This is a genomic window from Polaribacter pacificus, from assembly GCF_038024035.1.
GTDB lineage: Bacteria > Bacteroidota > Bacteroidia > Flavobacteriales > Flavobacteriaceae > Polaribacter > Polaribacter pacificus.
In genome coordinates this window covers 497,592-510,618 of the sequence record NZ_CP150664.1, presented here as the reverse complement: position 1 = coordinate 510,618, position 13,027 = coordinate 497,592, and the positions used below count along the sequence as shown (strand labels likewise).

The window sequence follows — 13,027 nt, the reverse complement described above, 5'->3', positions numbered from 1 at the left end:
AATGAAAATAGAACTTTCACATATAAAACATGGTTTGATTTTAGAAATAAAAGGTGAAGAAAACACCCTTTTTGAAATTTCTGATGAAGATGTTATACAATATGGAGAAGCTAAAATTCAACTCAAAGAAGGATGTACATATGAATATCAATTTTCTGAAGAAACTACAAAATTCAAAGAAGGAAGTAAAAAAAATGCAATTGTTAGTCATTCCAAATTTGGTAAACACAAAGGCACCATTAACCCAAACATATTTGTAGGCACTCATTCATTAGAAATTGAAAATCATTCTACATTATTACCCATTGAAGTACGTTCTGTAAAAAGTAAATATAGGTCTGATTATCGCTATATGCTTGAAAGTATTACAGAAAGATGCACGGACTTAATCATGCAGATAGATTCGCCCATTAATCAACATTTCGAAACGAATTTTGATACTGATAGTCAAACCTTATATCAACGGTTTTCATTTGTAAAATCATTAATTGATTCATTAGAATTTGAGGAGGCCATTCAAAAAATAGTGTCCAATCCTACAACAAAATGGGAAGAGGAACGTGAAGAAAAAGACATACGAAGAATTCGAAGATTTAATCAAAAGAATATAAGGCAATTGGTTACAAATAGTAATCGAATAGAACTAAGCAGAGATCATTATTTAAATAAATCTTTTGGATTAAACTCAATACCAACAAAAATCAATAGCACGCGGAAAATAGAATCTATAGACACTACTGAAAATCGCTTTATTAAATATGCCTTAGAAGAATTTTTATTTTTCTGTGAAAACTGCGAATTGAAATTTGAAAAGTATTCAACCGCAAAATTTGAATCAGGATTACTTGCAGCTAAAATTTCTACTTTATTAAATCAGTCATTTTTCAAACAAATATCAAGACCAACATCATTAAAACTAAATAGTCCAGTACTTCAAAGAAAAAGCGGCTATAGAGAGGTATTAAGTGCTTGGCTAAAATTTGACTTAGCGGCAAAATTGATTTGGCATGGTGGCGATAACGTTTATGATGCTGGTAAAAAAGACATTGCTACGCTATACGAGTATTGGTTGTTTTTTGAATTATTAGAGTTGTTTAAAGAAGTGTTTGATATTGAACCAAAAAGTATTGAAGAATTAATTCAATATGATAAAGGTCAATTGTCGCTTAACTTAAAACAAGGAACTGCCATTGCAATGAAAGGTTTATACAAATCACCTTCAAGAACTCTAAATATTCAATTCTCTTATAACCGATCTTTTGGTGGAGGTAAAACTTTTCCTAATCCTGGGAGCTATACAACCACTCTAAGACCAGATTACACTTTATCCATTTGGCCAGAAGAAATAACAAAAGCAAAAGATGCCGAAAAAACGGAATTGATTACTCACATTCACTTTGATGCAAAATACAAAGTCAAAAACTTCTATGAATTAATATCAAAATCAAAAGACGAAGAATTATCCGAGCAAGAAAATAAAGAGCTTATTGAAGAAGAATCAGAAGAAATTAAGAAAGGAACATTTAAGAATCAGGACTTACTCAAAATGCATGCATACAAAGATGCAATAAGAAGAACTGGAGGTGCATATGTTTTATATCCGGGCGAAGGAAAAGAAGAGCCATTTAGAGACTTTCATGAATTAATTCCCGGTTTAGGAGCTTTTGTAGTTAAACCTAACAAAGACAATAAAGATACAGAGCATTTAAAAAGGTTCATTAAAAAGATTATCGCAAACTTTATTGACAGAGCTTCTCAAAGAGAATATACTGCAGCCAAAATCTACGATATTCATAAAGATGAAAAAGACGACACGAATATTCTAAATGAATCAATGCCTGAATATTTGGACTCAGCTAAAAAAGAAAAATTAATTCCAGATGAAACATTTGTCTTAGTTGGGTACTGCAGGAATAATTTGAATATTAATTGGTATAAGAAAGAAGGAAAATATAATTTCAGAATGGATGATGATAAGGGTTCATTAAGTTTAGAAACCAATGTTGTAAATGCGAAATATTTACTTCTGAGAGAGTCTGGAAAGGATACAGCAAATAAACTTTTCAAGTTAAAAAGTAAAGGCCCAAAAGTTATTCAAGGAAAGCTTTTACCAGATGGTTATATCACTAAAAAACTTAGAGATTATTATTTAGTGGTTGATATCGAAAAAGAAGAAAGTACAGACTTTAACGGAGCTAGTTTTAATTTTAAAGAATTAGAAAAATACAAAAACATTAAATCGAAGAATAATCACGTGACGGCAGCTGGAATTCCTTTTGCAGTCACAGTGACAGAGCTTATGAAAACAAAAGTGAAGAATTAACCTACGCAAGTTCAAGCACATTGCAATCCTCGTTCCTGCGGTTGCAAAGAGCTTTCTCGCCAACGCTAAAAACGAAATGAATAAAATATAAACGGCATACAACAACACCTATACGCAATGCCCTGCGGGACACTGCGCATAGCCAAACCGTTGTACCTAATTTGAACTACATCAGACTTAACTGAAAATATGAACAACGATTTATCTATACTTTCAGATTGTTTAAAGTTCGCTAAAAACACATTTGGTTCAATATATTTAGAGAATTCCGATTATGATACAGTTGGAAAAAAGGAAAATTTAGCAAATAAAATAAAAGCTAAAACTCCTAAAATCATATCCTTATATAAGTCTGCTAAAAAAGAATTTATAAATAACTCTAATATATCCGAATCAACTATCGAGTTCGTCCAATTAATTTTGATGATAAAGCAAGGAAATATTGAACAAGCCTTTTTTAATGAAATTGTTTCAGAGTTAAAAAATCCATTACCTAAGGATTATTACGGTATTAAATGCGAACTGAGTGTTTACCAGCAACATATAGCTTCAGGTATAAAAATAATAAAAATTCCTAAAAACACTACCGAAACGCCAGACTTTAAAATTGAAATAGATGACAAGTTTATCTATGTCGAGTGTAAAAGTATAATTTCTGAGTCTGTAAAATTAACTCCACGATTAAGCTCTTTAATTCAGAAATTGATGAATTTGGTAAAAAACAACTTAGCTGTAAATATTGTTTTAAAATCAAAAAAACCAAACATTTATGAACCTGAGGTGGAAAAACTTGTACGTAACGCAGTTAAAATTAATCAAGAAAAACTATATGATGGAGATTATTGCAGTGTACAATTAATAAAGCCAATAACTAAAAACGGGAATGATGAATTTGTAATTCCAAATTTCAATCCTTCTCAAAACATAGGAGACTTTATTGTTAAAATTATTGATGGAAAAATGATTGGTCGTTGTGTTAATTTCTTTCCATTTTTCCCTAATGATTATAAAAATGAACTTGCTAATCATTTGAAAAAAGGGAATAGTCAAATAAGTAAATTAGGAAAAGGTATTCTTCACATACAATTGCCTTCTATGAATGTTAACGAATTACAAATGCTTATTTCACAACATGGGCATAGAATTCAAGATTTCATTAATAAAAACTCGCTATTAGCAGTAGTACTAAATATTCCTTATTTAATTCAAAAAAACAATGTTAAAAATGAGCTTGTCAACAATATTAATTTATCTTATTTCAAGCCTAGTTCGGTTCTACAAAAACTAGTGGATGAAAAGCCTTATTGGTTAAAAAACTACAAACTCATCGATACAATTGAAAAAGGAAATGTTATATTTTTTGAATTTGAAACCTATACTCCATTAAATTCTTTTGTTTTAAATATTAGAAACTCAAAACTTAGTCTTAACATTAAAGTTTTCATTATTGGAAATCAAGTATTGTACGAAAGTATAATTGAAGAGTCTTGTAAAGTTAGGATTATTAAGATTCCATTGAATTTAATAAAGAAGAGTAATAAACTCGCATTAACAGTTGGAGATGTTGAATCCATATATATAAACGGACAAAAACTAGGTACAACACCGTATAAAATTAATTGCTAGTACAAGCCTATTCACGAAATTACTTGCGGACTTTCTATTTGTGATTTATTTGCTAACTTTAGTGCTTAAACCACGCAACTAATCTTATACAAACACGTTGGGTTTCATTGGGGAATTAGATTTAATATTGAACTTTTAGTTTTTTTAGATTATTTTTTATTGCCGAGAAATTCTTCCATTATCTACATTCTAAAAATACTTTTAGAGGCATGAATGGAGTTAATATTAATCAGCCAACAAATTTAAATTAAGAATGGGATCTCAGATTTTAAAAGAATCAAAATTCAGTTATATAGTTCTATGGGTTCTATCCTGTATTCCATTTGGAATTTATCCTTTTTTACTTTTAACAAATATGATGTCACTTGCTGGACACAGTTCTGGAAATGAATCATTTTTAGATATGCTTTTGCCTTATTCTTTTTTAATTTTCTCAACCCTTTATCCTTTGACTTTTTTATATAGTTGGACAAAAAGGAAAAAGAAAAATTTAATTATTTCACTTCTTCCAATATTTCACATAATTATCAGTTTAATTTTGTTTTTCCTCTGGCTAAACTTTGGAAAAGAGTTTTAAAAACAATTACTTTATTTGAGCAGATGAAAACAGAATAGAACAGCGATTTAAAGCCAAAAAGAGCCATTCTAAGACATTTTTACAAGTCCGAGAGAGATTTGCTATAGTGGTGGAATTGAATACAACTGCGAATCTGAGTTGACTTAGATGCCAGGGTTTTAAAGCGAGAGGACACGAATTAGATCTTGACTTTACTTACAATAATCGACAAAAAACGAAAACCCAACACTGTATAAAATCAATTGCTTTAGGTACGTTTTTAGAACGAAAAGGGTAGGAGTGTATAAGTTTATATTATTTCATTAAATTTATCGCGGTAAGAAACCGCAACTAATCTTATACAAACACGTTGGCAACAAGCTGAAAAATGAACAAAACTCTACAAACTGACTTATTAGAAATTGAATCTCTTCTTGAGCTTGTAAAAAAGCAAGGAATAGAATATTTAAACAAAATAGATGAGCGAAAAACTTCAGCAAATGTTCACAAAGTTGAATTAATAAATCTAGATTCAAAAGGTCTTGGTGCTCGTAATACTTTACAATTATTCAACGAAACATTCGAACCTACAATAGTATCATCTTCTGGACCTAGATTCTGGGGTTATGTTATTGGTGGTTCTACACCAGCATCTATAATGGGAGATTGGTTAGCAACAATCTACGATCAGAATCCACAAGCAATAAATGGAGAAGGAGACATTTCTGCAAATATTGAATTAGAAACTATTCAATTAATTTTAGACCTATTTAATTTACCTAAATCTTTTGTTGGTGGTTTTGTAACAGGTGCTACTATGTCTAATTTTACGTGTTTAGCAGTAGCGAGACAGTGGTTTGGAAAAAATTATGGTAAAGATTTTGCAAAAGAAGGTATTACTGAAAAAATAAATATCCTAACAGCGACACCACATTCTTCTGCTTTAAAATCACTTGCTTTATTAGGTATTGGCAGTAATAATATTATAAAAGTAAACACAATAGAAGGAAATAGAGAAGCCATTTCGATTGATGATTTAGAATCGAAAATAAAAACATTAAACGGTCAACCATTTATTCTTATATCAAGTGCAGGAACAGTAAATACGGTTGATTTTGATAATTTTAATGCCATAAAGAAACTAAAGAAAAAGTATAATTTTTGGTGGCACACAGATGCTGCTTTTGGTGGTTTTGCAGCTTGTTCAGATACTTATAATCATTTTGTAAAAGACTGGGAACATTCTGATAGTATAACCATTGATTGTCACAAATGGCTAAATGTACCCTATGAAAGTGCTGTGTTTTTAATAAAAGAAGAACATAGTTCATTACAAGTTGAAAGTTTTCAAAACTCTAATGCACCCTATCTTGGAAACCCAATGGAAAACTTCAATTATCTTAATTTTCTTCCTGAAAATTCAAGGCGTTTAAAGGCATTACCTGCTTGGTTTTCCTTAAGAGCCTATGGAAAAGAAGGATATAAGAATATTGTAGAAAACGCAATTGATTTAGCAAAATATTTTGGAAGTAAAATAAAGGAGTCCGAAAACTTTAAGTTACTAGCACCTGTAAGGTTGAACAACATTGTTTTTAATATAAATAACAATCGGAACAAAGAAAATATCGACAGTTTTTTAACCCAATTAAACAAAACGGGAAAAGTATTTATGACACCAACACTTTACAATGACCAAAAAGGAATTAGAGTATCATTTGTGAATTGGAGAACAACTAAAAATGATATCGAATTAGTCCTTAAAGAAATGAACCGAATAATAAATACAATTGAATAAAGCCAGTTGCCAACACCGTGTATAGTTCATTGCGGTTGAATTTCCTCATCGGAAATTCACGCATTTTTACTAATTTAGTGCACTGCGGAAAGTGACTCGCGTCCATTTCCGCAACGAAACCATACACAAACACGTTGCCCACAATTTGAAAAACGAAGATACTGAATGACAGAAATTATTGATTTAAGTCAAGAAATTTACGAAGGAATGCCAGTTTATAAAGACCTTCCGCAAGTTAAAATGACAGTTCATAATTCCCACGAAGAATGGAATGGAATAGAAAATCCTGAAACCAAAACACCTGCTGTTCATAAATTGGAATTAGGAGAACATACCGGAACACACGTTGATGCTATAAATCATATGGCAATTGAACATAAAGGGAAATCAATTGACAAGATGCCTTTATCAATGTTCTATACAAAAGGAATCTGTTTAGACTTTTCTCATAAAGGGTTAAAAGAATTAATTGAGCCTAACGAAATTGAAAATGCTTGTAAAAAGGCTGATTTGAAAATAGAAAAAGGAGATACTGTATTGATTTATACTGACCATTACCGAAAAAATTTTAACGGAAAAGACTGGAGTAATGGACCCGGAATTTCGATAGAAACAGCTCGTTGGTTAGGCGAGAAAAAAATATCTGCATTTGGTGTTGAAACTATGTCACCTGGAGTTCCAGGAATCTCAAATAAACAAGTTCATCATATTTGTGGAGAATTGAATTTCACTCATTACGAGAATTTGATAAATCTTCATTTACTAATTGGAAGAGGAAGATTTCAGTTTATTGGGCTTCCGTTAAAAATTAAAGATGGAACAGGCTCGCCTGTTAGAGCAGTTGCAATATTTGAAAAATAAAAACTGTGGGCAACACTGTATAAAATTAATTGCTGGTTCTAGTCTACTTACGAAAGCCCTAGCGGACTTTCTATCTGTGATTTATTTGCTAAATTTAGTGCATAAAACACGCAACTAATCTTATACAAACACGTTACCTGCAAGCTGAAAAGCCAACGCGCAGTCAAGCCCATTTTGTTTTTCTCGTACCTCAAAAAACAAAAAGAGCTTGCCTTTACCAACCACTTACGAAATTTGAAATTTATTTTATACTCATAATATGAGATATTGAAAATACTTTTTATACATTAGACGACTGAATTAAAATGATTCAAAAATGAACCGAATAAAGGAAGTTTTAGAGCAAAAAGGGAAAAAGCAAGTTTGGCTAGCTGAACAGTTAGGTAAAAGTTACAATATGGTAAACTCATATGCTCAAAACCGAAGACAACCGAGTATAGAAATACTTTATGAAATTGGAAAGATTTTACAAGTAGATGCTAAAGAACTATTAATAAGTTCAAAATTATTAGTGCATAATGAATAGTCCTTTAAAAAACAGTTTTCGCGTTCAAATTGAATCTCTAAATTTATTCAAATTTCAAGATTTTATAACTGAACTTTTCATTTTAAGATATGGTTCTGAAAACTATATTCCACCAAGAGAGATAAAAGATAAAGGTGCAGATGGAATTATAACTTCATCAAATACATTAGTTGCTTGTTATGGTCCAAAAAGTGTTGACAAAAATAGATATTTAAAAAAAATTGAGGATGATTTTGAATCATACGAAGATAATTGGATAGACGATTATAAAAATTGGATGTTTGTAACGAACAATGATATTCCAGAATACGCTATAAAAAAAATAAATGCTTTAAAGCCTGATGCGACTCAAATTGGTATTAAAAACATACTACAGTTTATTGAAGAACTAACTAGCTCTCAAAAAAGAACATTAGGCACTTTTTTAAATATCAGTCGTGATTTATTTGCCAGAGATTACTTGAAAGAGTTAATTGAAGATTTAATAAAAGATTCAGAGTTTACTATAGAGAACGTTGATTATAAAACACAAATCTATTTTCCTGACAAAGTTTCAATAAATTTTAAACAGAAAGACATTAATAAGGTTTTAGACGAATATGATAGTTATTTCGAAAATGGAGTTTTCAATGTAATAGGCGGTTTGTTATTTGGTTATGAAGACGAAGATTTTGAAAAGTTAAAACACAAAATAAAATACGATTATACAAATGAATCAGGAAGCTTTAAAAAAAGATTAAAGCAAATGATAGATAAATACTTAAACAAATACTCATCTGAAAATGACGATGAATATTTATATTATTTAAGAGCCATTTTACTATATTTATTTGAGCAATGTATTATTGGAGATAAAACCAAAGCAGAGAAATGATTTTACCACATCCAGAAACAGATTTTTCAACCAACATTTTAGTTGTTGCATCTGATATTATTAAAGAACTTCAAAAACATAAGACATCGGTTCTTTTAGAAAAAATTATGGACTCTTTTTTGAAAAAAGATATAAAACGTACACCAGATTTATTTATCAAAAGCATTACTTTTTTATATAGTTTCGGTTTGATTGAATACTCAAACTATAAAGTAAAATTAATTCCAAAAGAACCTAAATACCAACAACAGAATCTATTTTAATAAAAAATGCTAAAAAAATTATTTTCAAATACAGGATTAATAGATGAAGTTGTTTTTCACGCTGGAATCAATATTATTCTTGGTAAATATTCAAAAGACAAAGAGGCTCAAGGAATAAATGGAATTGGTAAATCTACTTTAATTCGATTAATAGATTACACCTTTTTATCAGATAGTGCTCAAAAAATATTCTTAAATAAAAAATATGATTTTTTAAGAAAAAGTGAACACGAAATAACATTAGAATTTGAAATAAATAACAAACCTTATTTCATTCAAAGGGATTTCAGTACTAAAATGAAAATTCAATTTGGCTCTTCACTTCATAAGTTAGATAATTTTGAAAAAAGTGAATTGAAATCAATATTGACTAATTTGTATTTGCCTGTTGAAAAAAATGACGTATTCTTCACAGGTAACAAATTTAGAACGCTTTTTGACTTCTTTATAAAAGATGATTTAGACAATCAAAAAAGATTTGAACCTCTCAATTTTCTTAAATACAATGCAAATTTAAAAGAAAAAGCAATATTCAATTTTTTCTTACTTGACTTACCTACTTCACATTTGATAGACTATAACGAACAATCAAAAGAGTATGATAAATTCAAATCTGCAATTGATACATCAGAACAAAAAATAAAGATTGACACAGGTAAATCTATTCAAGAATATAGAAGTGAAAGATTTAATATAGAACAAAGAATTTCACTTTTAGAAGAAAGTTTAGATAGCTATCAATTTATAGAAAAATATAAGGATATAGAAAAACAATTAGCAAAAGTAACTAAACAAATAAATGATAAACTGAAAGAATATAATTCTTTAGATATCAAAGTTTCAAAAATAAAAGAAAGTTATGATTTAGACCAGAATGTGGAAACACAAGAAATTAGAAAAATCTATAACGAAGTATTAGAAAATTTTGGAAATCAAGTTGCAAAAACATTAGAAGAAGTTATTGATTTTAAGAATAACATTCTTAATAATAGAAAAAAGTATTTATTACAAAAAGAACAAAAATTACAGTTAGTAATCGATAGCGTTCTTCAAGACATTTCAATACTTGAAAACAAAAGAAGTCAACTTTATAAGGCTTTAGATGAAAAAGGAGCACTTGACAGTATAAAAAACACATACGAAGAACTAGTAATCGAAAAAACAGACCTTGAAAAAAACCTTCAATTAATTAAACAAATTGATGAGTACCAAGAAATGTTAACCAACCTCAATGTTTCAATTAGTGAAGTAAGAAGATTAATTTCTGTAGAAATAAAGGAATTTCAAAGACATATAGATGACTTAAGAAAGTTATTTATAGATATTCTCAAAAATGCAATATTTGTAGATGAATCTTACGAAAATGCATATTTTGATATTACACCCAATCCTTCTTCTAACAGAAAAAAATTACCATTTAATATTGAGATTGAGATACCTAAAGCTGATGCACTAGGACAATCAAGACTTAAAATTGTTGCCTACGATTTAATGGTTTTTTTATACAATATTGAAATTAACAGAAAGGTTCCTGATTTTCTGATTCACGATGGTGTTTTCCACGGAATTTCAATGAAGACGAAAATTAATACAATCAATTATGTTTATCATAAATATCTTGAACATATTGACAAAAAACAATTCCAATATATTTTGACATTTAACGAAGATGAAATAATCACAAATGATGATGACTCGGAGTATGGAATTTTTGATTTTGATTTTCACAAAAGTGTAATAGCTGAATTTCAAGATGTCCAAGATAAAACTATATTTAAACGAATTTTTGGATAGTGGAATTGCCAACGCTTAAAGCCATACACATTTACAGTCGCTTAAGCCAAAACATCACCAAAACTGTAAAAGAGTATAGCTCTGCCAACGCTAGCAAGTTTGCGGAATGAAAAGCCAGCAGGTAACACCGTGTATAATTAATGGCTAGTTAGAGCCTACTTACGAAAATCCTCGCGGATTTTCTATTCGGTTTTTATTTGCTAAATTAGTTGCTTAAACACGCCACTAATCATACACAAACACGTTGGCAAACATTTGAATGAAAACCGAAAAAATTAAAAAAGGTTGTGGAATCACGTTAATAATTCTGATAATTATCATTATCGGATTTTTCTGGATGGTTAGAACTGCATTCGGACCGACTTTTAGAACTGTAAAAATTGACAATCCAGTTGGACAACTAATTTGTGAAGAGGAATATAATGCAGATATGGCTGCTGTCTTTTATGATGTTGACTTTAAATTGGAAACTGGAGAAAAGCAAATAATCGATTTAGGGAAATTATATTTTCAAAAAGAAGATTGGCAAACGGAATTTGAATTAAAAGAAAATGAAAATTGGTATTATTTGAGTTCTAACAATTCTAACATTTATGATTTGATTTTGACCGACAAAATTTCTCAAGAAAATTTTTCCTTCGATATGAAATCTAGTCAGCCTAAAAATAAAGAATTGTGGAAAACAGTAAAATATACCATCTGACTTCCTTATTCTACAAATTTTACAATTGACTCTATAAAACATAATTCACTTTATGTAAAATATGAATATCGGAACAACGAAAATTCTAAACTCATTAAAAATCAATCGGTGGAATTTAAAATTGACAAATTGAATAAATCTTTGGAAATTGAAAATAAATCTGATTTAAAATAAAAAACGATTTGCCAACACTGTATAAAATCAATTGCTTTAGGCGCGTTTTTAGAACGAAAAGATTAGGAGTGTTTAAGTTTATATTATTTCACTAAATTTATCACTAAGAAACCGCAACTAATCTTATACAAACACGTTGCCATTCATTGGCGAAACGAAATAATAATAATAACTAAAAACTAATTGAATATGAATATCAGTATCAAAACAGGATTAATAATTTCAACTATTTTACTTTTTATATCAATAATAACATTACAATATAATGTATTTGGAACAAAAACAATTATAGATATTTTTATTAGTTCTGCCTTAATAATTAATATTTCACTCTTAACTAAAATATTGAAAAATAAAAAAAAGACAGCTGAATAATTACAATGATTTTTCACTCTAATACTGAATGAAAAATTTATTTTTCTGCTTATTTATCAAATCTGGAACTGAACTGAAAATAAAAAACTGAATAATTTTTGGGAGACTAAATAACTAATCTGAATTTTATCTAAAACGGAAAAATTTTCTCTTGCGGGAAATCTGAACAGAATTAAAAAAAATGTAATATTAAGCAATATATTGTTTTGAAAACTGTAGGAAAATCGGAAAATAAAAAGATATATAAATTTCGAAATAAAAATGGAATAAAAACAACGAAATGGCAACACCGTATAAACTTTATTGCTAGTTATAGCTCACTTGGGAAATTCCTTCGGAATTTCGCCGTTCGTGTTTTATTTAGTAAATTCAATGCTTAAACAACGCAACAAAGCTTATACAACAACGTTCTACGCAATTTGAGAATAATTTTGAATTTATACCAATTTTTGGTATATTTGAATTAAATTAATTTCAAAATGAACAAAAATACATCAATATCACTCGGGAATTATTTTGACGAATTCGTTCAAAGTAGTATTAGCGAAGGAAGATTTAAAAACGTTAGCGAAGTTATTCGAGCAGGATTAAGACTCTTGGAAGAAGAAGAGGCCAAAGTGATTGCATTGAAAAATGCAATTCAGGAAGGAATTGACAGTGGAATTGCTCATGATTTTGATCCCAAAAAACACCTTGAATTATTAAAAGCGAAAAAGCACTCGAATGTCTGAATACAAACTGACGAACAAAGCTGTTGCTGATTTATCAAAAATTTGGGAATACACATTTGAAATTTGGTCGGAAAAACAAGCTGACAAATATTATGATGAATTAATTTCAAATTGTGAGGAAATAGCTGGAAATCCAGATTTAGGAAAGAACTACAAAGGGATTTCAAAGCAACTATTTGGAATTAAAGCAAACCGACACATAATATTTTATCGAACATTAAGTGAAGATTATGTCGAAATAACAAGAATCTTACACGAAAGAATGGATTTGAAAAAAAGAATTGTTGAATAAAAACTGCGTAGAACACCGTGTATAGTTCATTGCGGTTGAATTTCCTCATCGGAAATTCATGCATTTTTACAAATTTAGTACACGGCGGAAAGTGACTCGCGTCCATTTCCGCAACGAAACCATACACAAACACG

Annotated in this window: 11 protein-coding genes; all 11 read left to right on the top strand. The window is 29.4% G+C overall.

The annotated features are described in order from the left end of the window. Position 1 precedes the first annotated feature (1 nt). The gene (locus WHC90_RS02285; RefSeq protein WP_188599597.1) at positions 2-2,323 is read left to right on the top strand and encodes a DUF2357 domain-containing protein; all 2,322 of its coding nucleotides are present in this window, start codon (positions 2-4) and stop codon (positions 2,321-2,323) included. Positions 2,324-2,512: 189 nt separating this feature from the next. After that, entirely contained in the window at positions 2,513-3,949 is a 1,437-nt protein-coding gene (locus WHC90_RS02280; protein WP_188599596.1) for a hypothetical protein, read from the top strand. 944 nt (positions 3,950-4,893) lie between these two features. Continuing rightward, the gene (locus WHC90_RS02275; RefSeq protein ID WP_188598619.1) at positions 4,894-6,300 is read left to right on the top strand and encodes a pyridoxal phosphate-dependent decarboxylase family protein; all 1,407 of its coding nucleotides are present in this window, start codon (positions 4,894-4,896) and stop codon (positions 6,298-6,300) included. A gap of 165 nt (positions 6,301-6,465) precedes the next feature. Then, positions 6,466-7,161 (top strand): cyclase family protein, encoded by a 696-nt coding sequence (locus WHC90_RS02270; RefSeq protein WP_188598620.1) that lies wholly within the window; start codon positions 6,466-6,468, stop codon positions 7,159-7,161. A gap of 316 nt (positions 7,162-7,477) precedes the next feature. After that, positions 7,478-7,687, top strand: coding sequence for a helix-turn-helix transcriptional regulator (locus WHC90_RS02265; RefSeq protein WP_188598621.1), 210 nt, complete (start codon positions 7,478-7,480; stop codon positions 7,685-7,687). Continuing rightward, positions 7,680-8,561, top strand: coding sequence for a hypothetical protein (locus WHC90_RS02260; RefSeq protein WP_188598622.1), 882 nt, complete (start codon positions 7,680-7,682; stop codon positions 8,559-8,561). Before WHC90_RS02265 ends, WHC90_RS02260 begins: the two co-directional genes overlap by 8 nt. Continuing rightward, the gene (locus tag WHC90_RS02255; protein ID WP_188598623.1) at positions 8,558-8,824 is read left to right on the top strand and encodes a hypothetical protein; all 267 of its coding nucleotides are present in this window, start codon (positions 8,558-8,560) and stop codon (positions 8,822-8,824) included. Before WHC90_RS02260 ends, WHC90_RS02255 begins: the two co-directional genes overlap by 4 nt. Positions 8,825-8,830: 6 nt before the next feature. Beyond that, positions 8,831-10,618: a DUF2326 domain-containing protein gene (locus tag WHC90_RS02250; RefSeq protein WP_188598624.1), complete on the top strand. Its 1,788-nt coding sequence runs from the start codon at positions 8,831-8,833 to the stop codon at positions 10,616-10,618. Positions 10,619-10,877: 259 nt separating this feature from the next. Next, entirely contained in the window at positions 10,878-11,321 is a 444-nt protein-coding gene (locus WHC90_RS02245) for a hypothetical protein (protein WP_188598625.1), read from the top strand. 1,028 nt (positions 11,322-12,349) lie between these two features. Beyond that, the gene (locus tag WHC90_RS02240) at positions 12,350-12,601 is read left to right on the top strand and encodes a type II toxin-antitoxin system ParD family antitoxin (RefSeq protein ID WP_188598626.1); all 252 of its coding nucleotides are present in this window, start codon (positions 12,350-12,352) and stop codon (positions 12,599-12,601) included. After that, a complete protein-coding gene (locus tag WHC90_RS02235) occupies positions 12,594-12,893 on the top strand; it encodes a type II toxin-antitoxin system RelE/ParE family toxin (RefSeq protein WP_188598627.1) in 300 nt (99 codons plus the stop codon). The genes WHC90_RS02240 and WHC90_RS02235 overlap by 8 nt, the downstream gene beginning before the upstream one ends. The last annotated feature ends 134 nt before the right edge of the window (positions 12,894-13,027 follow it).

Excerpts from the sequence above, each read along its gene's own strand:
- WHC90_RS02275 (WP_188598619.1), top strand. The coding sequence starts at position 4,894 with ATGAACAAAACTCTACAAACTGACTTATTAGAAATTGAATCTCTTCTT.
- WHC90_RS02235 (WP_188598627.1), top strand. The coding sequence starts at position 12,594 with ATGTCTGAATACAAACTGACGAACAAAGCTGTTGCTGATTTATCAAAA.
- WHC90_RS02245 (WP_188598625.1), top strand. The coding sequence starts at position 10,878 with ATGAAAACCGAAAAAATTAAAAAAGGTTGTGGAATCACGTTAATAATT.
- WHC90_RS02250 (WP_188598624.1), top strand. The coding sequence starts at position 8,831 with ATGCTAAAAAAATTATTTTCAAATACAGGATTAATAGATGAAGTTGTT.
- WHC90_RS02270 (WP_188598620.1), top strand. The coding sequence starts at position 6,466 with ATGACAGAAATTATTGATTTAAGTCAAGAAATTTACGAAGGAATGCCA.
- WHC90_RS02240 (WP_188598626.1), top strand. The coding sequence starts at position 12,350 with ATGAACAAAAATACATCAATATCACTCGGGAATTATTTTGACGAATTC.
- WHC90_RS02265 (WP_188598621.1), top strand. The coding sequence starts at position 7,478 with ATGAACCGAATAAAGGAAGTTTTAGAGCAAAAAGGGAAAAAGCAAGTT.
- WHC90_RS02260 (WP_188598622.1), top strand. The coding sequence starts at position 7,680 with ATGAATAGTCCTTTAAAAAACAGTTTTCGCGTTCAAATTGAATCTCTA.
- WHC90_RS02285 (WP_188599597.1), top strand. The coding sequence starts at position 2 with ATGAAAATAGAACTTTCACATATAAAACATGGTTTGATTTTAGAAATA.
- WHC90_RS02280 (WP_188599596.1), top strand. The coding sequence starts at position 2,513 with ATGAACAACGATTTATCTATACTTTCAGATTGTTTAAAGTTCGCTAAA.
- WHC90_RS02255 (WP_188598623.1), top strand. The coding sequence starts at position 8,558 with ATGATTTTACCACATCCAGAAACAGATTTTTCAACCAACATTTTAGTT.